Here is a 19,992-nt window from a genome sequence, read left to right as displayed (position 1 = left end):
CGGTTTATCGCCGCGTCAGCGCGGCGACGGTTTCCCGGACCGGCCTCGAACCGACCGACGAGAGCGCGTCGAGCGCCGCGTCCGCGGCGTCCTCGCCGAGACCGAACGCGAGCAAAGCGCGGTTGCGCGCGGCGAGGTCGGCTTCCGACAGCGGGTCGCGGGAGTCGCCGCGGGGGTACTCGCGCTCGCCGACGTAGCGGCTCCCGTCGCGGGCGGTCACTTCGACGCGCGCGCCCCAGTCGTCGGGGAAGGCCCGCTCGAACGCCTCGTCGGCGTGGAGGTGGACGCGCTCCGAGAGCGCCTGCACGGCCTCGTCGTCGAGCGCGTCGTCGAGGAAGTCGTCGAGTTCGACGCGCCCGTCTGCGACCCAGCGGGCGAGGACGTACGGCGTCGAGAACTTCGCCGCGGTGAGCGTCTCGGGCCGCGCGTGACTCATATCGACGCCGTTGCGGTAGGTGTACACGTCGATTCGGTCCACGTCGTCGGGTGCGAGGTCGGCCGCGCCGGCGTCCCGAAGCGCGTCGAGCGGGGCGTGGGTGTAGCGACACGACGGGTACGGCTTCTGGTAGGCCTCGGTGAGCCACCAGTCGCCGCCGAGCGAGTCGAACAGCGCGGCGAACTCGCCGTCCGCGAGGAGCGTTTCGAACGGGTCGTAGACGGCCTCCATCGCCGCGGGCGACCCGCGGAGGCCGGCGGCGGTCAGCGTCGCGGCGCTCACGCCGGCCTGCGCGGAGAAGCCGGCGGTGACGTTCCGCGACGGCGCGCCCTCCGCGAAGGGGTCGTGCATGGAGACGACCGCGAGGTTCAGCGCGGTGCGAACCGTCTCACGCACCTCGTCGGGCGACTGCCCCGCGCAGACGGCGGCAGTCAGCGCCGGGCCGAGCGTCGTCCACGTCGAGTGCGGGTTGCGGACGAGCCACGGTATCGCCTCGTTCATCCGGGCCTTCATCGCGAAGATGGCGTACTCGAAGCGCGCGCACAGCTCGTACGAGCGGACGCAGGCCTCCACGAACGTCTCGCCGTCAACGTCGTTGGCCTCGGCGACGCCGACCGCGCCCGCGACGACGCTCGCGCCCACGTGGCCGCCGCGGTTGTGGCCCTCCTCTATCTCCTGTGTTATCGCCGCCGTCGCGTTCAATAGCGCCGCCTGCGACGGGTCGACGCGGCGGTCGGTCCCGAGGACGGACGCCGGGCCGTCGGCCAGTTTCGCGTCGCGGAAGACGCCCGCGTGTTGGGGCGCGGCCGCTCCCGCGACGGTCGCCGCGAGTACGTCCGCGACGATTCGCTCGCCGTCGGCGCGCACGTCGTCGGGGAGTTCGTCGGTCAGAAAGCCGTACAGCTGTCGTTCCCAGTCTCTGACTGGCTCGTGTGAAATCATGGTCTGAATGCGTGGTCGAAGGGCGGCTCAGGCCCGAGTGAGGGCGCAGAGCACGCGGGGTGCGGCGGGCTCGGTCGCCGCGGTCCAGAGGCCGTCGACGCCGTCGTCACCGATGACGGGCGCGACGAGTCGGTCGAACTTCGCTCGGAGTTCCGATTCGGTGAACGGGTCGCGTTCGCCGCCGCGGGCGGCGCGCACCTCGCGGGCGTACCGTTCGCCATCGACCGTTTCGACGGTGACGCGCGCGCCGCGCTCGTCGGGGGCGCGGGCCGCGAACTCCTCGGTGGCGACCACGTCCACGCGCCGGGCGAATCCGAGGGCGGTCTTCGTCAGCGCCTCGTCGGTGAACGCCTCCTTGCCGGTCTCGCCGGCCGTCAGCGCCGAGGCGACGGCGAAGGGAACCGAGAACTTCGCTTGCAGGGCGTTCTGGGGTGCCGGCTCCGATAACGCGGCCGCGGCGGGGTACGTCTCGACGGTGACGGCGTCGATGTCGGCCGCGCCGACGCCCGTCTCCTCGACGAGGAGCGCCACGGCGTCGAGGGCGGCGTGGGTGTAGCGGCAGGCCGCGTGGACCTTGAAGTAGCCGCGCTCGATTTCCCAGCGCTCGCCGAGGCCGTCCGCGAGGGCGCTCCGGTCGGGGCCGTCCGCGGCGACGGGTTCGAGGTGGCGGACCACGCCGTCGTCGAGGCCGGTGAAGCCCGATTCGGCTTGGTCGACCGCGAGGACCCCCGAGAGGTTGCTCATACCCACGTAGCCGTTCCTGACGGTCGCGCCCTCGGTGGCCGCCTCGAACCGGGTGTGCTGGGCGTAGTTCGCCGCCATGCGCATCGCGTCGAGCGTCGTCTCGGCGTCGAGGCCGCGGAGCCGGGCGACGGCCGCGGCGGTCCCGACGCCGCCCCACACGCCGTGGGGGTGGAGGCCGTCGGCGAGCGGGACGACCGCCCCGGCGGCGCGGACCGCCGCCTCGTAGCCGGCGACGAACGCCGTCAGGAACTCGTCGCCGCTCCGGTAGGCCGACTCGCCGTCCGCGAGGAGCGCGGGCAGGACGTGAATCGCCGGGTGGCCGGCCGCGAAGCGGTGGCCCTCGTCGAGTTCGAGGACGCTCCCGGCGGCCGCGTTGACGAACGCGGCGCGGTACGCGGTGGTCCGCTCGCCCGCGGTCCCCATGATGGTCGATTCGCCGCCGTTCTCGTCGGCCCAGCGGCGCGCCAACGCGGCGACCGCGGGGTCCGACGCGCCGCCCAGTACCGCGCCGATGGTGTCAGCGACGACGAGGGACGCGCGCTCGACGACCGACGCGGGGAGGTCGGTCCGGTCGAGGTCGGAGACGAACGACGCGAGCGCTTCGTCGGTCATCTCACACCCCGAGGTACGCCTCGACGACGCCCTCGTCTTCGAGGAGTTCGTCGCCGTCGGCGGTCATGCTGATGCGGCCGTTCTCCATGACGTAGCCGCGGTCGGCCAGCTTGAGCGTCTGCTGGACGTTCTGTTCGACCATGAGGACGGTCATGCCCTGCGCGTGGATGTCCTCGATGACGTCGAACACCTCTTGGACGAGGTGCGGCGCGAGGCCGATGGAAGGCTCGTCGAGGATGAGCAGGTCGGGTTCACCCATGAGCGCGCGGGCGAGGGTCAGCATCTGCTGTTCTCCGCCGGACATCGTGCCGGCGCGCTGGTTTTTGCGCTCCGCGAGCCGGGGGAACAGCTCCAGCATCTCGTCGAGGTTCTCCTCGCGGTTCGCCTTCGCCTCCTCGGTCTGCGCGCCGAGAAGCAGGTTGTCGATGACGGTCATGTTGGTGAACAGGTCGCGGTTCTCCGGGACCTGCACGATGCCGCGCTCGACGATTTCGTGGGACGCCTTCGAGTGAATCGCCTCGTCGCGGTAGGTTATCTCGCCGCGGCTCGGCGAGAGGATGCCGCAGATGGTGCGCATCGTCGTGGTCTTGCCCGCGCCGTTCGAGCCGATGAGCGCGACGATTTCGCCCTCGTCGACGTGCATATCGACGCCGTGGAGCACCTCGATGTCGTCGTAGCCGGCGCGGACGCCGTTCAGTTCAAGCATCGACGTCGAACCCCCCGATGTAGGCCTCGATGACGCGGTCGTCTTCGACCACCGTCTCCGGCGCGCCGAAGGCGATTCCCTTCCCCTGGTCAAGCACTTTCACGTAGTCCGAGATGTTCATGATGGCTTTCATGTCGTGTTCGATGACGAGCAGGCTCGTCCCGCGCTCGCGCAGTTGGCGGAACAGGTCGAGCATCTGGTTCGACTCCGACGGGGTGAGCCCCGCCATAATCTCGTCGAGAAGCAGGATTTCCGGCCGCGTCGAGACGGCCCGGGCGAGTTCGAGGCGCTTCTGTGCGCCCACGGTGAGTTCGCCCGCCTCCTCGTCGGCCTTGTCCGCGAGCCCGACGAATTCGAGGTTCTCCATGGCGATTTCGCGCGCCTCGCTCCGGCGGCGCGTGTGGATGTGCGCGCCGACCATCGCGTTTTCGACGACGGTCAGCTCCTCCAGCGGGCGCGTGATTTGGAACGTCCGCGCCAGCCCCGCCCGCGCGATTTTGTGCGCCGGGAGGCCGGAGATGACCTCGCCGTCGAGTCTGACGGTCCCGCTCGTCGGCGGGAACGCCCCGCTGATGCAGTTGAACAGCGTTGTCTTGCCCGCGCCGTTCGGCCCGATGAGGCCGATAATCTCGCCGCGGTTGACGGTCATGTCCACGTCGTCGAGCGCTTGCAGGCCGGAGAAGCGCTTGCCGACGCCTTCGACCGACAGAATCCGCTCGCCGTCGCGGTCGATGTCGGCGTCGGCGTCGGGCGAGTCGCTCCGCGGCGCGTCGGCGTCCGGCACGTCCGCGGATTCCGCGTCGGCGTCGGGCGCGTTCGTCTCGTCTGCCGACATCACTCGCTCACCTCCTCGTCGCCGCGGACGCGGTTCCAGAGGGCGCGCGCCTGACTCGGCCAGCTCACGACGCCGCGCGGCGAGTAGATGACGATAGCCACGAGGAACGCGCCGTAGATGATGCGGTCGAGGCCGTTGATGTCGGAGAACGTCGTCCGCGCGATTTCGCTGACCGGCGTGACGATGAACGAGCCGACGATGGGCCCCAGAAGCGTCCCCGGCCCGCCGACGACGGCGGGCAGGAGCAGTTCGACGTTCTTGAACAGCGCGAACACGGTGTCGGGGCGGATGGTGTTGAAGTACATCGACCAGTAGGCACCGCCGAGGGCGGTGAAGAAGGCGCTGACGGCGACGCCGATGAGCTTGTACCGGAAGCTCGGCACGCCGACGCTGGCGGCGGCCCGCTCGTCCTCGCGGATGGCGAAGAAGTACAGCCCGACCCACGAGTTCTTGATGAGCCACGAGACGAGCGTCACGACGAGCAGGAAGCCGACGATGAGGTAGTAGTACGGCAGGTCGTTCTGGAACTGGAAGGCGACGAGGCCGTACTCCGCGCCGTAGTCGCGCGGGAACGGCTTGAAGTAGCCGTTGGCCCCGCGTAGCTCCGACATGTTGGTGACGACGAAGCGGAGCAGTTCCGCGAACGCCAGCGTCGCCAGCGCGAAGTAGTGGCCCTGGAGGTTGAAGCGGAACGACAGCGCGCCGATGACGAGGCCGTACCCCGCCGCGAGCACGCCGCCGACGAGCATGCCGACCCACGGGTTCACCGCGAAATCGACGACGAGCGCCTGGGTGGCGTACGCGCCGACGCCGAAGAACGCCGCGTGCCCGAACGAGAACTGCCCGGTGTAGCCGGACATGATGTTCCACGCCTGCGCCGTGTAGGCGTAGATGACCGTGAGGATGAGCACTTTCAGGCTCAACAGCGCCGCGATTTCCATCCCGGCGACGTCGATTTCGATGAGCGTCGGGAGCGCCGCGAGCAGGCCGAACAGCGCGACGCCCTTCACGAGCGGGGCGTACCGCCGGTCGTCGAACGTCCGGTAGCGGTCGCGGACGGACTCGATTGCGCTCACGCCTCAGCACCTCCGAAGAGTCCCTCGGGCTTGACGAGGAGCGTCCCGATGAAAAGCAGGAAGATGAGCACTTGCGCGGTGGTCCCGGGGAGGTAGTAGCCGCCGAACACCTGAATCAGCCCGACGATGAGGCCGCCGACGAACGCGCCGGGGAACGAGCCGAGGCCGCCGAGGATGACGATGACGAAGGCGTTGATGAGGTACGTCTCGCCCGTGAAGGGGTCGAACCGCTGGAACAGCGCGATGGAGCCGCCGGCGACGCCGGCCAGCGCCGCGCCGATACCGAAGGTGAGGTAGTTGATGCGGCGGACGTTGATGCCGACGTAGCGCGCGCCGTCGCGGTTGTCGGCCGTGCCGCGGATTTTCCGGCCGAGGTCGGTCCGGTTCAGGAACGCCCGCACGGCGAGCATCGTCCCGAGCGCGATGACGAGCGCGTAGAACTGTCCGAGCGGGATGAACACGTCGCCGACCTGCACCGACCCGAGCGACAGTTCGACCTGCTGGGGGTCGGGCGTGAACACGATTTCGATGGCCGACTGGATGATGAAGAGGACGCCCAGCGTGGCGATGAGCTGGTTCTGCTGGGGGGCCTCGATGATGGGCTCGACCGTGAGTATGTGCACGACCACCCCGAGGGCGAACAGCACCGCGGCGGCGATGGGTATCCCGAGAAACGGGCTGATGCCGGCCGTCTCGGAGACCAACCACACCGAGTACATCCCGACGACGAGGAAGATGCCGTGGGCGAAGTTGATGACGTCCATCACGCCGAATATCATCGTCAGCCCCAGCGCCGTCAGCGCGTAGACGCCCCCGAGCAGGAGGCCGAACGCGAGCAGCTGCAGGAGGACGGGCTCCAGATTGGTGATGTCGGTCAGGAACTGTACGAACGGGTCGATGAATCGGCCGAGGCCACCGCCCTGGAGCGGCAGGGGCGCGACCGATGTGACTAGGTGTCCCATGCGGTTTCTACGCTCGGGAATTGTTGGCAACCCCCATAAAAGGTGGCTATCTTTCGAGACGGTTCGTTGACGTGACGGCGGTCGCGGGTAGCGGTTAGACCTGCGGGTCGGCCTCCGCGTACTCCTCGGGGTAGACGACCTTGACCGAGAGGTCCTGGACCTGGTTCACCGGCCCGAGCGCGTTGACGTTCTCGCCTTGGTCGTCGAATTCGATTGCGCCCATCGCGGAGATGTGGTCCTCGTAGCTGAGGCCCTTGAGCGCCTCGTTGATGTCGTCGGGGTCGACGCTGCCGGCCTCCTCGACCGCCTGGATGATGACCTCCGCCGCGGTGTAGGCCATCCCGACCGACGCCGAGAACTCCTGGTCGTAGTTGTCGAGGAACTGCGAGCGGACCTCGGCGGTCTTGTCGACCGTCGGGTTCAGCGCGTAGTTGTTGTCCAGCACGCCGTTCGCGAACTCGCCGATGTCGCTGACGGCGTCGTCGTCGGTGAACGTCGCGGACGCCGAGGCGGTCAGGTACGGCGGCCGGTAGTCCTGGTCCTGCAACGCCTGGGCGAGCAGGACGCCGCCGGCGACGTAGGTCGTGGCGATGATGGTGTCGGGGTCGGCGCTCCGGAGCCGCGACACCTGCGTGTTGGCGTTCGACGCGCCGAACTCGATGGCCGTCTCCTCGACGATTTCGACGTTCTGCTCGGGGAGGAACTCGCGGAGGCTGTCGCGAATCGCCTGCCCGTAGCTGTTGTTGATGTAGAACAGCCCCGCCGTGTCGATGGTGCCGCCCCCGTCGCGGATGACCGAGGGCACGAGGTCCGCGTAGTCGCTCGCCAGCCGGCGCGCCGGGGGCTGGGGTCGGTAGACGTAGTTGAAGTCGCGGCCTTGCAGGATGTTGTCCGCCGCCGCGATTGAGATGACGAACGGGACGCCCTGTCGCTCCGCGACCTGCGTCGCCGCCGTCGTCACCGGCGAGGAGTAACAGCCGGTGAGGACGTCCGCGCCCTCGCTGAGCAGTTCCTCGCTGACCTGTCCGCCGAGCTCCTGTGCGCCCTGGTTGTCGCCCTCGATGACGGTCACTTCCGCGCCGTCGAGCGATTCGATGCCGCCCTCCTCGTTTTTCCGCATCGCGGCGAGTTTGATGGCGTTGCTCATCCCGACGCCCGTCGCGGCGAGACTGCCCGAAAGCGGGTGGTTCGACCCGATGACGACCTCGTCGACGGACTGCTCGGGCGTTCCCGTCGTGGTGCCCGTGTCGCCGCCGGACCCGCCCGAGTCACCGCCGGAGTCGCCGCCCGACCCGCCGCCGTTTCCGGCGTCGTCGCTCGCACAGCCGGCCAGTGTCAGTGCCGCGACGCTCGCGCCCGTTGCTTTGAGGAAGCGTCGCCTGTTGCTCGTCGAAGACTTGAGAGTCTTACCCATGGCAATCGGTATCGAGGTTAGTGCCTACTGTAATAAATCCTCCCGTACTCGTGTTGTCACGTTCTGCGGATATTCCTGCAACGAATCGAGTACGGGTCGGGAAATTGAGTCGAAAACGAGTCGTTTCTGCCGTGCGTTTCGTTCGGTCTCCCTGCGGTCTCAGCCGCGCCAGCCGCGCCAGCCACGTCAGCCGTACTCCCCGCGTCAGTCGAGCGATTCGCGGGCGTGGATGCCGGCGAGGCGGCCGTAGCCGAGCGCGGTCGTCAGTCCGTTGCCGGAGAGATAGCCGCCCGCGCCGTGACCGCTGATGCCGCAGGCGGTGCCGCCCCCGGCGTAGAGGTTCTCCACCGTGCTCCCGTCGGTTCGGAGGACGCGTCCGTGTTCGTCGACGACGAGGCCGCCCTGCGTGTGGAAGAGCGCGCCGGTAACTTTGGCCCCGTAGAAGGGCGCTTCCAGCGGGTTCGCGCCGTCGACCCGACCGACTTCGTCCGGCTCGCTCGCCGCGGCCGCCTCGTTGTAGGCGGCGACCGTCTCCGCGGCGGCCTCGCCGTCGGCACCGAGTCGCTCCGCGAGGGCCGCGACGGAGTCGGCGGTGTGGTAGGTCCCCTGCTCGATGGCCTCGTCGAAGTCCTCGAACTGGCCGCGGAGTCGTTCGAAGATGCGCTCGTCGAACAGTTGAATCGCCTGCCCGCCGGGCTGTTTGAGCACCGAGATGGCGAACTCGCTGTACCCCGCGGACTCGTCGCCGAACCGCTCGCCGTCCTGATTCACGAGAATGCCCCCGTTCATCGTGACCGCGTAGGTCGAGAGCATCCCCGTCTGGCTCGCTACCGTCGCGTGGCCCTGATAGGCGTCCATGGAGGCGAGCTCGCCGCCGAGTTCCGCGCCGAAGCGGACGCCGTCGCCGGTGTTGCCGTCAGCGCCGAAGTACAGCGCCCGCTCGATGTCCTCCTCGCAGTAGTCGGTGACCATCTCGCGGTTGCCGGCGAAACCGTCGGTGGCGAGGATGACCTTCTCGGCCTCGATTGCCTCGTCGTGGCCGAGGCCGGCGACGACGCCCCGAACCGCGCCGTCCTCCGCGACCAGTCGCTTCACGGGCGCGTTCGTCAGGAGTTCGATGTTCGGCGTCGATTCGACGCGCTCGACCAGTTCGGCGACGAGGTTCTCGCCGTTTCGGCCCTCAGGCGCGTGCATCCGGTACTCGGAGTGTTTGGGGTACTTGAAGTCGTCCACGATGTGGAGCGTGATATCCCAGTCGTCGACGAGCCAGTGGATGAGGTTCGCGCTCTCCTCGCAGAGGTACCGGACGCGCTCCTCGTCGGCCTCGTAGTCGTTTTTCTCCAAGATGTCGCGGGCCATGTCCGCGGGCGTCTCTTCGATGCCGGCCTCGCGCTGGAGGCGCGTCCCCGCCGCGGGGACCATCCCCGTCGAAAGCGACGTGTTGCCGCCGCACTCGGGCGCTTTCTCCAGCACCGTCACGCGAACGTCGGGGTTCTCGCTGGCCGCGAGCGCGGCGACGAGGCCGGTGCCGCCGCCCCCCGCGACGAGCACGTCCGTGTCGATGTCCCACTCGATGTCGTCGATCGAGACGACTTCGGTGACGCCGTCGCTCGGCGTCCGCCGGGCTAGTTCGTCCATGCAGTCTGCTAGGTAGACTCTATCGTAAAACTACCGCCTCCGGCGGCGGTGGTGTCGCCGTTTCTCACCCTGCGTCGCCGCCGAGTCCGCCGGTTTTCTCGGTCGCGCGCGTGAGAACAATCCCCCGTCTCCTGCGGCGTTTGCCGTCGCGCCGACTCGAACGGTCAGGAACGGCAGACAGTCAGCAATCCCGGAGTGAAAAACTATGTGTGTCGAGAACACCCATACCGCATGGACTCGCCACGAGACATCGTCGAGGAGTTCTTCGACCGCATGGCAGACGACCGCCGGAACACCGTCGGCGACCTGTTCGCCGAGGACGCCGTCATCTCCCTGCCGGGTGCGACCTTCGAGGGACCGACCGCGGCCTACGACTTCCTCGCGCACCTCGAACCGCGGTACGAGTGGGCGGCAAAGGAGTTCGACCGCTGGATAGAGGCGGGTGACACCGTCGTGAGCACCGGGTCGCTCTACGGCGTCGCCAACGGCGGCGCGGAGTTCTCGGACGTTCGCTACGTCGATATCTACGTCGTCCGCCGGGGGCTCATCGAGCGCCTCGACATCTGGAACGACCTCGCGGTCGACGGTGTCGTTCCGGTCGAGGACGCACCCACGGTCCCAGCGGAGGAATGAGCGACCGAACCGCGGTTCTGTTCGCGCTCCGCGACGACCCCTCGCTCGTCGTCCGCGCCGAGGAACTCGGCTACGAGTCGGCGTGGGCCGCCGAGGGACAGGGAAAAACCGCCTTCGGAAAGCTCGAACGCTGGGCCGTCAACACCGAGGAAATCGGCCTCGCGACCGGCATCGTCAACGTCTTTTCGCGGACGCCGGCGGCGCTCGCAGCGGCCGCGGCGACCCTCGACGACCACTCCGACGGCCGCGCGATTCTCGGCCTCGGCGTCGCCCACCCCGGCGTCGTCGAGACGTTCCACGGCGTCGACTTCGACCGCCCGCTGTCGCGGCTCCACGAGTACGTCGACCTCGTCCGGCGCTACCTCCGCGGCGAGGCCGACTCCTTCGACGGCGAGTTCTTCTCGCCCGAGCGCACGAGTTTCTGGGACGCCTTCGACCCCGTCCGCGAGGAGATACCCATCTACAACGGCGCGCTCGGCCCGGCGAACGTCCGACTCACCGGGCAGGTCGCCGACGGCTGGCTTCCGAACCTCTACCCCCGCCCGCAGTTCGAGGCGGCGCTGGAGTGGCTCGACACCGGGGCCGCCCGCGCCGGGCGCGACCGGAGCGACGTGGACGTAGCGATGTACGTCCTCACGGCCGTCCACGACGACCCCGACGAGGCGCGGCGGGCGGCGGCCGAACACGTCGCCTACTACCTGCGCGACGTGCCGGGCTACTACGACCGCGCGGCCGAGCAGGCCGGCTTTGCCGACGAGGTCGAGGCGGTCCGCGCCGCGCCGACGACCGAGGCGGGGGCGCGCGAACTCTCGGCCGACTTCCTCGACCTCGTGGCGCTGGTCGGCACGCCCGACGACGTGCGGGGGCGACTCGTCGAACTCCGCGAGATGGGCGTCGACCTCCCGGTCGTCCGCGCGCCCGCCGGCGTCGACCGCGAGTGGGTGGCGCGGACGCTGGAGGTGTTCGCTCCGTAACATGACCACGCCGGACCGTGCCGTACTTTTATGCTGGATGCCACCGCATCTCAGGCGAAGCGAGTCATGACAGACCGTATCTGGGAGGACCTGCTATCCGAACAGGATAAACAGGTCATCACGAAGGCTGGTTACGACAAGGAGGGCGCCTCGTCGTGGGAGTCCCGCGGCATGGGCGAGAACCCGATGGTTCTCGTCATCGACATGCAACGACTCATCGTCGGCGAGAACGTTCCCATCCTCGACGCTATCGAGGAGTACCGCACCGCGATGGGCGACATCGCGTGGGACGCCATCGAGCACATCGACCCGTTCCTCGATTTCGCGCGGGAGCAGGGGCTTCCGGTGACGTACACGCGGGTCGTCCCGTCGAGCTACGACGACCCCGACCACCCCAACCTAGACATCGTCGACCCGGTCGCGCCCGAGGAGGGCGACGCCGTCGTCGACAAGTCCTACGCGTCGGCGTTCTACGGGACCGACCTGCTCTCGCGGCTCGTCCGCGGCGGCCACGACTCGGTCATCATCGTCGGCAACTCCACGAGCGGGTGCGTCCGGGCCACCGCGGTCGACGCCAAGCAGAACGGCCTCAGCGTCGTCCTGCCGCAGGAGTGCATCTTCGACCGCATCGAGGCGTCGCACAAAATCGGCCTCCTCGACCTGTGGATGAAGTACGCCGAGGTGCTGGAGACCGAGGCGGTCGAGGAGTGGGTCGAGACGCTATGACCCACGACCACGACCTCGTCATCTCGAGCGGCACCGTCGTCACCCCCGAACACGGCACCTTCGAGGCCGACGTGGCGGCCGACGGCGAGACCATCTCCGCTATCGCCGCGCCCGGCACGCTCGCAGGCGAGACGGAAATCGACGCGACGGGCAAGCACGTGCTCCCGGGCGCAATCGACCCGCACACCCACCACGGCATCTACCGCGGGCTGGAGGCGGACGCCGAGTCCGAGTCCAAGTCCGACCTCGTCGGCGGCGTGACCACCATCGGGAACTACTTCCGCCGGGCCGGAGCCTACGAGGACATCATGCCGGGCTACTTCGAGGAGGCGGAGCCGAACTACTACCACGATTACTTCTTCTCGCTGGGCCTGCTCTCGATGGCGCACATCGAGGAGATACCCGCTATCATCGAGGAGTTCGGCATCACGACGTTCAAGTGGTACATGAACTACAAAGACGCCGCCCGCGAGAAGTTCGGCGTCGACTGCGACATGCACGACGACTTCGGCGACGCGTTCGTCCGGAAACTCGCCGAACAGGACGTGCCGACGACGCTCGGCTACCACTCCGAGAACGTCGAAATCACGAACGCGCTCGCCGGCGGCAACGTCTACGTCACCTCCGAGTCCGACGACACCGAGGCCGACGCCGACGAGGGCTACGAGGTGATGGTCGAGGAGTTCCCCGGCTACGCCGAGACCCAGAGCATGGTCGCCGGGGCCGCGCTCGCCAAGGTCCACGGCTACGACGACCGCTTCTACGCGGTCCACATCTCCGCCGGGGGAACCGCAGACGAACTCGCCGCGCTCCACGACGCGGGCTACCGGGCGTGGGGCGAGACGTGTATCCACTACCTCGCGCTCACCACCGAGGAGTGCGACGAGCGAATGAAAGTCAACCCCCCGGTTCGGTCGAAAGCGGACCAAGAGACGCTCTGGGAGCGCCTCGCGGACGGCACTATCTCCACTATCGGGACCGACCACTGCGCCAACCTCGCGGAGAACAAGTTCGGCGAGGGCATCCGCGACAGCCTGCTCGGCTTCCCCTCGACGCCGGTGATGCTCCCGCTTATCCTCTCGGAGGGCGTCAACGAGGGCCGCATCTCGCTCGAACGCGCCGTCGAGGTGACGAGCACCAACGCGGCGAAGGCGTTCAATCTCTATCCGAAGAAGGGAACCGTCAGGGTCGGCAGCGACGCCGACCTCGCCGTCGTCGACCTCGACGAGACGAAGACGGTCACGCCGGAACTGTTACACAGCGTCAGCGGCTACTCCCCCTACGAGGGCCGGGAGGTCACCGGCTGGCCCACCCAGACCGTCGTGAAGGGCGAACTCGCCTACGACGACGGCGACATCGTCGGCACGAAAGGGCACGGAACTCACATCGACCGGCCGGTGTGACCCCGTCGGACGGCCGGAGCCACCACCCGACCGACTCGACCGACCCACCCCACCGACGACGCGGACTGACCGGCCACGCGGAACCGGGCACACCGACGACCGGCCGCCCGCGACCGGGCACGCGGACGCGAACACGCACCACCAGACGACCACCACACGCGACACAGAACGAGAAGACACACACGACATGACGAACGACACGAACGGACCACTCGACGGCCTCGTCGTCCTCGAAGCCGGGTCGATGATATCCGGCCCGACCGTCGGCCGCTTCCTGGCCGACTTCGGGGCGACGGTCATCAAAATCGAACATCCGGCGTTCGGCGACCATATCCGCCGCTTCGGTCCACAGAAAGACGGCGTCGGCCTCTGGCACAAGTACCTCTCGCGGAACAAGCAGTCTATCACCCTGAACATCTCCACCGACGAGGGCGCGGCGGTGTTCGAAGACCTCGTGGGCGAGGCCGACCTCCTCATCGAGAACTTCCGACCCGGCACGCTCGAACGCTGGAACGTCGGCTGGGAGCGACTCTCCGAGGTCAACGACGACCTCGTGATGCTCCGGATGTCCGGTTTCGGTCAGACCGGCCCGTACTCCGAGCGCCCCGGATTCGGGACGCTCGCGGAGGCCATGTCCGGCTTCGCCTACCTCAACGGCTTCCCCGACTCGCCCCCGCTGCTCCCGCCGACCGGCCTCGCGGACAACATCGCGGCGCTGTTTTCGACGTTCGCGGTGATGTTCGCGCTCTACCACCGCGACGTTCACGGCGGCGGCGGCCAGTACATCGACACGAGCCTCATCGAACCCATCTTCGGCCTGCTCGGGCCGCAACCGCTCCGCTACGACCAACTCGGTGAAATCGAGTCGCGGTCGGGCAACCGCTCGACCTCGTCGGCTCCGCGGAACGTCTACCGGACGGGCGACGACCGCTGGGTCGCCATCTCCGCGAGCGCGCAACCCCTCGCGGAGCGGACCTTCGACGCCATCGGCCGCCCCGACCTGAAGGACGACCCGCGGTTCGAGACCAACGAGGACCGACTGGAACACGTCGACGAACTCGACGCCATCATCCAAGACTGGATGGACGACCACAGCCGCGAGGAGGTCCTCGCGGCGTTCGAAGAGGCCGACGCGACGCTCGCGCCCGTCTACAACGTCGAAGACATCCTCAACGACGAACACTACGCGGCGCGCGAGGCGTTCCTGACGGTCGACGACCCGGACCTCGGCGAGGCGGTCGTCCAGAACGCCTTCCCGAAGTTCTCGGAGACGCCGGGGCGGGTCGACCACCTCGGGCCGTCGCTCGGTGAACACAACGACGCGGTCTACCGCGACCGACTCGGCTACGACGAGTCGGTGCTTTCGGACCTCGAAGCGGAGGACGTGATATGAGCCTCCTCGACTCGCTCCCCGAGCGCGTCCACGTCGTCGAGATGCTGCCCCGCGACGGGTTCCAGCGCCTCGACGAGTTCGTCCCGACCGACGAGAAAGTCGAGATAATCGACGCCCTCTCGGACACCGGCGTGGACGAAATCGAGCTCTCGTCGTTCACCCACCCGAAGGCCGTCCCGACCCTGCGGGATGCAGACGAGGTGGCGAAGCGCATCACCCGCCGCGACGACGTGACCTACCGGGCGCTCGTCCCCAACCTCCGGGGCATGGAGCGCGCCGTCGAGGCCGAGGTGGACAAGGTGAACGCGCTCGTCACGGTGAGCGAGACGTACACGAGGAAAAACCAGAACCGCACCCGCGAGGAGGTGCTCGCGGAGATGGACGACATCGTCGACCTCGCCCACGACCACGGCATCGAGGTCGAAGCCGGGATGGGAACGAGTTTCTACTGCCCCTACGAGGGCGCAATCGACCCGGCGGAGACGCTCGCGGTCGTCGACAGCGTCGTCGACTCCGGCGTCGACGAGGTGACGCTGGCGACGACGATGGGCCTCGCCAACCCCGTCGAAATCACGGAGCGGTTCACCGCCGCGTTCGAGGCCCACCCCGGCCTCGACATGGGTCTGCACCTCCACGACACGAACGGGATGAGCCTCGCCAACACGCTGGCCGCGATGGCCGTCGGCGTCGACCGCTTCGACGCCTCGGTCTGCGGCCTCGGCGGCGGCGTCGTCCTCCCGGGCGATATGTCCGGCGTCGGCAACACGCCGACCGAGGACCTCGTCCAGATGCTCGACCGCATGGGCGTCGGCCACGGCGTCGATTTCGACCGCATCGAGGCGGCCGCCCACGACGTGTCCGACCGACTGGGTCTCGGCCTGACGAGCCACGTCCTCGCGGGCGGCACCGTCGAGGGCGTCCTCGACACCGTCGCGGCCGACGGGGAGGCGGGCTGAGATGGCCGGCAAGACCCTCGCGGAGAAGTTGCTGTCGGAAAAATCGGGTACCGACGCCCGCGCCGGCGACTACGTCGAGGCCGACGTGGACGTGGCGATGGCCCACGACATCACCGGGCCGCTCGCGTTCCAGACGTTCGACGAGGTGACGGGCGACGACGGCGAGTTGTTCGCGCCCGACCGCACCGTCTTTACCATCGACCACCACGCCCCCGCCGACGGGGTGCAGGCCGCGAACAACCACAACGCGGTCCGCGAGTTCGCGGCGGAACACGGCGCACACCAGTTCGACGTTGGTGACGGCATCTGCCACGCCGTCCTCGTCGAGGAGGGCTTCGTCGGTCCCGGCGACCTCGTCATCGGCGCGGACTCTCACTCGACGACCTACGGCGGCATCGGCGCGTTCGGGACCGGCGTCGGCTCGACCGACCTCGGGACCGCGCTCGCGACGGGCGAACTCTGGTTCCGCGTCCCGAAGACGCTCCGCTTCGAGGTCGACGGCGACCTCGGAGACGGCGTCTACGCGAAGGACCTCATCCTTCGGTTCATCGGCGACGTGGGCTTCGACGGCTGTACCTACATGGCCGCCGAATACGCCGGCAGCACTATCGAGTCGCTGCCGATTCACGAGCGCCTCGTCCTCTCGAACATGGCAATCGAGATGGGCGGCAAGGCCGGCCTCGTCGCGCCCGACGAGCGAACCGAGTCGTACCTCGAACGCCAGACGGGGAACGAAATCGACCTCGGGGACGCGTTCGTCTCCGACGACGACGCCGACTACGAGGCGGTCCACAGCTACGACGCGGCCGACCTCGCCCCGCAGGTCTCGAAGCCGTCGAACCCCGAGAACGCGGTTGACGTGACCGAGGTCGCGGGCACCGAGGTCGACCAGCTGTTCGTCGGCACCTGCACGAACGGCCGGTACGAGGACATCAAAATCGTCGCGGACATCCTCGCGGGCGAGACCATCGCCCCGAACGTCCGGATGGTCGTCGTCCCCGCCTCGAAGTCCGTCTACCAGCACATGCTCGGGACGGGCGTCTTCCAGACGCTCACCGACGCGGGCGCGGTCATCCAGAGCGCCGGCTGCGGTCCCTGCGCGGGCTACCATCAGGGCGTCCTCGGCGACGGTGACGTCTGTCTCGCCACGGCGAACCGGAACTTCCCCGGCCGTGAGGGGTCGATGGAGTCGTCGGTCTACCTGTCGAGTCCGGCGACCGTCGGCGCGAGCGCGCTGTACGGCGAAATCACCGACCCTCGCGAGGTCGAGACGAAACGCTACGACGACACGGTGTTCGCGGAGGTGCTGCCATGACGGGAGCCGCCGACGGCGCGGACGGCGGCCGTCCCGACCCCGCCGAACCCGGCCGCGCGTGGGTGTTCGGCGACAACATCGACACCGACCAGATAACCCCGTCGCGCTTCATCGTCTCGTCGGACCCCGACGAACTCGCCACCCACGCCTTCGAGGACCTCAGACCCGACTTCTCCGAGTCGGTCGAGACGGGCGACTTCGTCGTCGCCGGCGAGAACTTCGGGAGCGGGTCGTCACGGGAGCACTCGCCGCTGTCGCTCGTCGGCGCGGGCGTTTCGGCCGTGGTCGCGCAGTCCTTCGCGCGCATCTTCTTCCGCAACGCCATCAACCTCGGCCTGCCGGTGCTCATCTGCCCCGGCGCGGACGCCGTCGAGGACGGCGACGAGATTCACGTCGACCTCGACGCGGGCGTCGTGACGAACCACACGCGAGACGAAACCTACGAGGCGGAGGCGCTCCCCCAGTTCCTCCAGTCGCTCGTCGAACAAGGGGGATTGAAACCCTACACGAAGGCGAAACTCGACGGCTGAGCGGGTATTCGGCTCACGGCACGGGCTTGACGCATCGACTGACGACCGTACAGAGGCACCCGCGAACGCCATTCTGCGACGTTTGTTTTCCGCTTTCTCACCCCTCCGACCGCTCACCGTTTGCGCGCGTCCCAGTAGAGGAGTCCGGCGGCGACGACGAGACAGACCGCGAGCCCCGCGAACGCGGCGACGTAGCTCGCGTAGGTGGCGACGATGCCGACGTAGGCCGGCCCCATCGCGTTCGCGCCGAGGAACAGCGCCCGCGCGGCCCCGAGGTCGGCCCCGCGGTCGGCGTCGGGCGCGTTGTCCATGATGATGGCGTCCGCGAGCGGGAACTCCGTCTTGTAGCCGGCCGCGAGCGCGACGACGGAGACGTAGATGAGCGGGCGCGCCGCCACGGCCGAGAGGACGGCGAGCGCCCCCGCGGCCGCGAGCATCCCGACGACGGCGATTGACTCGCGGCGGAACCGGTCGCTCAGGCCGCCGGCGACGGGTTTGATGGTGATGCCGACGGCGAAGACGATGGCGAACGTCGCGCTCGCCAACTGCTGGTCGAACCCCTTCGCCTCGATGAGGTAGGTCGGAAAGAAGTTGATGAAGCCGCCGACCATGAAGTAAAACAGCCCGAACGCGAGGAGCGTCCGGCGCTGTTCCGCGCTGGCGAAGAGGCGTCGGAGCGTCCCCGAGACGTGGAGTTCGGGCGACCCCACGGCGTAGCCGTCTCTCGACCAGAGCGCGTAGAGGACGGTGAGTCCCGCGAGGACGACGGCGACCGGCAGGAACGGCGTCCGCCACGTCGCGTAGGTCAGCGCGAGGATGGCGAGCCCCGACGAGACGAGGCCGCCGAGGTCGGTGCCGGCGGCGTAGAGACCGAGCGCCCGGCCGCGGCGTTCGACGAACAGGTCAGAGAGGAGCGCCCGCGAGGGGATGGCGAACAGCCCCTTCCCGAGTCCCGTGACGACCGCGGCGGCGACGAAGCCCGCGAGGCCGCCGGCGAGACCGAACGTGAGGAAGCCGAGGACGAGGATACCCAGTCCGGGGACGATGAGCGTCGCCCGCGTCCAGCGGTCGGAGTACTCGCCGCCGGGGTACTGGGTGACGGCGTAGACGCCCTGAAACAGCGCCAGCGCGATGCCGGCGGTCGCCTCCGTTATCTGTAACTCCTCGATAATCGTCGGCAGCAGCGGCGACAAGAGAAACCGACCCGTCTGGAGGACCGCCCACGCCAGCGACACGGTGACTAACATCCGACCCGGGTAGCCCGCAAGCAAGCGCTCGTCGGATGTCGGCTGTTGGTTCACACCCACGGTACACCGACCTGCTACCAATGGGTTACGATTGCGGAACGCCGGTTCCGGTTGTCGGCGTCGCGGTTCCCCCGAGGGACTGATCGTCTTATAAACAATATGCAGTTTATTCAAAAATCCGTTATCGGGTAATCAGTGCGTAACTGTGTTTCTAACCCGCTCTAAACGGAACAATTTCTACAAATTCTACAATTTCTAAAAACTTCACAGTTTTAAACTTAACTTGATTTATTTTCTCGGTTCAGAGCCCCCCGTCCCCGATGGCCGCCGCACAAATTTTTACCACCCGCGGCCGCGACGGTGCGGGCATGGACGCGACGGCAATCGACCACGTGAATCTCCGCATCCCCGCCGACGGTCTCGACGCCGCTGTCGGGTTCTACCGCGACGCGCTCGGCTTCGACATCGAGAACCGCGACCTGTACGAATCGGGCGACAAGCCCTTCTTCTCCGTGCGACTCACCCCGGCGAGCGTCATCCACCTCCGGCCGGCCGAGAACTTCGAACTGCCGGCTGAAACCGCCTTCGACCACGTCGCCATCGAGTTCGCCCACGGCATCGACGAACTCCGCGACCGGCTCGACGCCGCGGGCGTCGAAATCGACCGCCAGCTCGAACCCCTCGGGGCGACGGGCGTCGCGCCAGCGGTGTACGTCACCGACCCGTTCGGCTACACGCTGGAGCTGAAAGCCGCACCCGACGACGGCTGAGCCTTACAGCACGTACTGCGCGACCGAGTCCATCACTTTCCGCTCCGCCCGGCGCAGGTGTTCCTCGGCGGTGCGCCGCGAGACGCCCATCTCGTCGGCGATGGTCGCGGTCTCGATGCCGCGCGGGAGGTCGTAGTAGCCGCCGGCGTGGGCCAGTCGAAGCGCCTCGCGCTGGCGGCCGGTGAGCGCGGGCATCGCGTCGGCGGGGGCCAAAAGCGGGCCGCTCCCGCTGGCGAACGACACCGCGCGCTTGGACTCGACGCTCACGTCGAAGCCGCTGTCCACGAGGTCGCGGAAGCACGCCGTCAGGTCGTCGGCCGAGACGGCGAGCAGACGGCACACTTTGGCCCCGCCGCGGTAGCGAAGCGGCGGCACGAGGAGGAGGCCGTGGTTCCGCACGTAGCCCTCGATGTGGTCTATCTCGTGGTCGCGGAGGCAGTCGGCGGTGACGACGACCAACTCGTCGCCGCGCTCGACCGACGCCGCCACGCCGACGGTGTCGCGGACGCGGTCGAGCACGTCGCTTCCGGCCTCGCCGCTGACGTGGAGCATATCGCAGTGCTCATTGCACCACAACTCGACGCTCGCGGCGTTGCCCGCCGTCGCCGCCGCGTAGGCGCTGTCGTCTCTGATTCGGAGGCTCGCCTCGTACATACGCGGACCGTTGGTCCGGCGATAAT

19 protein-coding genes are annotated in these 19,992 nt (G+C 68.3%); 9 read left to right on the top strand and 10 right to left on the bottom strand.

The window, feature by feature from the left end:
- Window positions 1-4: 4 nt before the first annotated feature.
- From ACSR87_RS17270 to ACSR87_RS17235, 8 genes are all read right to left on the bottom strand, one after another.
- Window positions 5-1,378: an MmgE/PrpD family protein gene (locus ACSR87_RS17270; RefSeq protein WP_498531449.1), complete on the bottom strand. Its 1,374-nt coding sequence runs from the start codon at window positions 1,376-1,378 to the stop codon at window positions 5-7.
- Window positions 1,379-1,405: 27 nt separating this feature from the next.
- Window positions 1,406-2,734 carry an MmgE/PrpD family protein gene (locus ACSR87_RS17265; protein WP_498531448.1) on the bottom strand — a complete coding sequence of 443 codons (1,329 nt, stop codon included), beginning with the start codon at window positions 2,732-2,734 and terminating at the stop codon, window positions 1,406-1,408.
- A 1-nt stretch (window position 2,735) separates the two neighbouring features.
- Complete coding sequence (locus ACSR87_RS17260; RefSeq protein ID WP_498531447.1) at window positions 2,736-3,440, bottom strand: ABC transporter ATP-binding protein; 705 nt, start codon at window positions 3,438-3,440, stop codon at window positions 2,736-2,738.
- Window positions 3,433-4,275, bottom strand: coding sequence for an ABC transporter ATP-binding protein (locus ACSR87_RS17255; protein ID WP_498531446.1), 843 nt, complete (start codon window positions 4,273-4,275; stop codon window positions 3,433-3,435). Before ACSR87_RS17255 ends, ACSR87_RS17260 begins: the two co-directional genes overlap by 8 nt.
- Window positions 4,275-5,351: a branched-chain amino acid ABC transporter permease gene (locus tag ACSR87_RS17250; RefSeq protein ID WP_405311818.1), complete on the bottom strand. Its 1,077-nt coding sequence runs from the start codon at window positions 5,349-5,351 to the stop codon at window positions 4,275-4,277. The genes ACSR87_RS17255 and ACSR87_RS17250 overlap by 1 nt, the downstream gene beginning before the upstream one ends.
- Complete coding sequence (locus ACSR87_RS17245; RefSeq protein WP_498531445.1) at window positions 5,348-6,313, bottom strand: branched-chain amino acid ABC transporter permease; 966 nt, start codon at window positions 6,311-6,313, stop codon at window positions 5,348-5,350. Before ACSR87_RS17245 ends, ACSR87_RS17250 begins: the two co-directional genes overlap by 4 nt.
- Before the next feature lie 94 nt (window positions 6,314-6,407).
- Window positions 6,408-7,727 (bottom strand): ABC transporter substrate-binding protein, encoded by a 1,320-nt coding sequence (locus tag ACSR87_RS17240; protein WP_498531444.1) that lies wholly within the window; start codon window positions 7,725-7,727, stop codon window positions 6,408-6,410.
- Between the two features lie 204 nt (window positions 7,728-7,931).
- Window positions 7,932-9,365, bottom strand: a complete 1,434-nt coding sequence (locus tag ACSR87_RS17235) for an FAD-dependent oxidoreductase (RefSeq protein WP_498531443.1) — start codon at window positions 9,363-9,365, stop codon at window positions 7,932-7,934.
- A 231-nt stretch (window positions 9,366-9,596) separates the two neighbouring features.
- Between ACSR87_RS17235 and ACSR87_RS17230 the strand changes: the two genes are divergently transcribed.
- From ACSR87_RS17230 to ACSR87_RS17195, 8 genes are all read left to right on the top strand, one after another.
- The gene (locus ACSR87_RS17230; RefSeq protein ID WP_498531442.1) at window positions 9,597-9,998 is read left to right on the top strand and encodes a nuclear transport factor 2 family protein; all 402 of its coding nucleotides are present in this window, start codon (window positions 9,597-9,599) and stop codon (window positions 9,996-9,998) included.
- The gene (locus ACSR87_RS17225; RefSeq protein WP_498531441.1) at window positions 9,995-10,972 is read left to right on the top strand and encodes an LLM class flavin-dependent oxidoreductase; all 978 of its coding nucleotides are present in this window, start codon (window positions 9,995-9,997) and stop codon (window positions 10,970-10,972) included. The genes ACSR87_RS17230 and ACSR87_RS17225 overlap by 4 nt, the downstream gene beginning before the upstream one ends.
- A 66-nt stretch (window positions 10,973-11,038) precedes the next feature.
- Window positions 11,039-11,698, top strand: a complete 660-nt coding sequence (locus ACSR87_RS17220; RefSeq protein ID WP_498531440.1) for an isochorismatase family protein — start codon at window positions 11,039-11,041, stop codon at window positions 11,696-11,698.
- Window positions 11,695-13,101, top strand: a complete 1,407-nt coding sequence (locus ACSR87_RS17215) for a dihydroorotase (RefSeq protein ID WP_498531439.1) — start codon at window positions 11,695-11,697, stop codon at window positions 13,099-13,101. Before ACSR87_RS17220 ends, ACSR87_RS17215 begins: the two co-directional genes overlap by 4 nt.
- 187 nt (window positions 13,102-13,288) lie before the next feature.
- Complete coding sequence (locus tag ACSR87_RS17210; RefSeq protein WP_498531438.1) at window positions 13,289-14,494, top strand: CaiB/BaiF CoA transferase family protein; 1,206 nt, start codon at window positions 13,289-13,291, stop codon at window positions 14,492-14,494.
- A complete protein-coding gene (locus ACSR87_RS17205; RefSeq protein WP_498531437.1) occupies window positions 14,491-15,450 on the top strand; it encodes a hydroxymethylglutaryl-CoA lyase in 960 nt (319 codons plus the stop codon). Before ACSR87_RS17210 ends, ACSR87_RS17205 begins: the two co-directional genes overlap by 4 nt.
- Before the next feature lies 1 nt (window position 15,451).
- Window positions 15,452-16,765 (top strand): 3-isopropylmalate dehydratase large subunit, encoded by a 1,314-nt coding sequence (locus tag ACSR87_RS17200; protein WP_498531436.1) that lies wholly within the window; start codon window positions 15,452-15,454, stop codon window positions 16,763-16,765.
- On the top strand, window positions 16,762-17,295 hold the full coding sequence (locus ACSR87_RS17195) for a 3-isopropylmalate dehydratase small subunit (protein ID WP_498531435.1): 534 nt from the start codon (window positions 16,762-16,764) through the stop codon (window positions 17,293-17,295). Before ACSR87_RS17200 ends, ACSR87_RS17195 begins: the two co-directional genes overlap by 4 nt.
- Before the next feature lie 113 nt (window positions 17,296-17,408).
- Here the strand turns inward: ACSR87_RS17195 and ACSR87_RS17190 are convergent, their stop codons facing one another.
- Window positions 17,409-18,542: an MFS transporter gene (locus ACSR87_RS17190; protein WP_498531684.1), complete on the bottom strand. Its 1,134-nt coding sequence runs from the start codon at window positions 18,540-18,542 to the stop codon at window positions 17,409-17,411.
- A gap of 368 nt (window positions 18,543-18,910) precedes the next feature.
- On the opposite strand from ACSR87_RS17190, the gene ACSR87_RS17185 reads away from it, so the two are divergent.
- The gene (locus ACSR87_RS17185) at window positions 18,911-19,312 is read left to right on the top strand and encodes a VOC family protein (RefSeq protein ID WP_498531683.1); all 402 of its coding nucleotides are present in this window, start codon (window positions 18,911-18,913) and stop codon (window positions 19,310-19,312) included.
- Between the two features lie 3 nt (window positions 19,313-19,315).
- Here ACSR87_RS17185 and ACSR87_RS17180 read toward each other — a convergent pair whose 3' ends face one another.
- Window positions 19,316-19,966 (bottom strand): helix-turn-helix domain-containing protein, encoded by a 651-nt coding sequence (locus ACSR87_RS17180; protein WP_498531434.1) that lies wholly within the window; start codon window positions 19,964-19,966, stop codon window positions 19,316-19,318.
- Between the last annotated feature and the right edge of the window lie 26 nt (window positions 19,967-19,992).

The organism is Haloferax sp. SDI50, assembly GCF_059802635.1.
Note: the sequence above shows the minus strand (reverse complement) of the source record. Positions and strands in the feature narration are given on the sequence as shown.

What these genes read in the sequence shown, in the direction of transcription:
- ACSR87_RS17220 (WP_498531440.1), top strand. Translation starts at nt 11,039, where the DNA reads ATGACAGACCGTATCTGGGAGGACCTGCTATCCGAACAGGATAAACAG.
- ACSR87_RS17180 (WP_498531434.1), bottom strand. Translation starts at nt 19,966, where the DNA reads ATGTACGAGGCGAGCCTCCGAATCAGAGACGACAGCGCCTACGCGGCG.
- ACSR87_RS17255 (WP_498531446.1), bottom strand. Translation starts at nt 4,275, where the DNA reads ATGTCGGCAGACGAGACGAACGCGCCCGACGCCGACGCGGAATCCGCG.
- ACSR87_RS17240 (WP_498531444.1), bottom strand. Translation starts at nt 7,727, where the DNA reads ATGGGTAAGACTCTCAAGTCTTCGACGAGCAACAGGCGACGCTTCCTC.
- ACSR87_RS17200 (WP_498531436.1), top strand. Translation starts at nt 15,452, where the DNA reads ATGGCCGGCAAGACCCTCGCGGAGAAGTTGCTGTCGGAAAAATCGGGT.
- ACSR87_RS17195 (WP_498531435.1), top strand. Translation starts at nt 16,762, where the DNA reads ATGACGGGAGCCGCCGACGGCGCGGACGGCGGCCGTCCCGACCCCGCC.
- ACSR87_RS17270 (WP_498531449.1), bottom strand. Translation starts at nt 1,378, where the DNA reads ATGATTTCACACGAGCCAGTCAGAGACTGGGAACGACAGCTGTACGGC.
- ACSR87_RS17185 (WP_498531683.1), top strand. Translation starts at nt 18,911, where the DNA reads ATGGACGCGACGGCAATCGACCACGTGAATCTCCGCATCCCCGCCGAC.
- ACSR87_RS17260 (WP_498531447.1), bottom strand. Translation starts at nt 3,440, where the DNA reads ATGCTTGAACTGAACGGCGTCCGCGCCGGCTACGACGACATCGAGGTG.
- ACSR87_RS17235 (WP_498531443.1), bottom strand. Translation starts at nt 9,365, where the DNA reads ATGGACGAACTAGCCCGGCGGACGCCGAGCGACGGCGTCACCGAAGTC.
- ACSR87_RS17230 (WP_498531442.1), top strand. Translation starts at nt 9,597, where the DNA reads ATGGACTCGCCACGAGACATCGTCGAGGAGTTCTTCGACCGCATGGCA.
- ACSR87_RS17205 (WP_498531437.1), top strand. Translation starts at nt 14,491, where the DNA reads ATGAGCCTCCTCGACTCGCTCCCCGAGCGCGTCCACGTCGTCGAGATG.
- ACSR87_RS17225 (WP_498531441.1), top strand. Translation starts at nt 9,995, where the DNA reads ATGAGCGACCGAACCGCGGTTCTGTTCGCGCTCCGCGACGACCCCTCG.
- ACSR87_RS17245 (WP_498531445.1), bottom strand. Translation starts at nt 6,313, where the DNA reads ATGGGACACCTAGTCACATCGGTCGCGCCCCTGCCGCTCCAGGGCGGT.
- ACSR87_RS17210 (WP_498531438.1), top strand. Translation starts at nt 13,289, where the DNA reads ATGACGAACGACACGAACGGACCACTCGACGGCCTCGTCGTCCTCGAA.
- ACSR87_RS17190 (WP_498531684.1), bottom strand. Translation starts at nt 18,542, where the DNA reads ATGTTAGTCACCGTGTCGCTGGCGTGGGCGGTCCTCCAGACGGGTCGG.
- ACSR87_RS17215 (WP_498531439.1), top strand. Translation starts at nt 11,695, where the DNA reads ATGACCCACGACCACGACCTCGTCATCTCGAGCGGCACCGTCGTCACC.
- ACSR87_RS17265 (WP_498531448.1), bottom strand. Translation starts at nt 2,734, where the DNA reads ATGACCGACGAAGCGCTCGCGTCGTTCGTCTCCGACCTCGACCGGACC.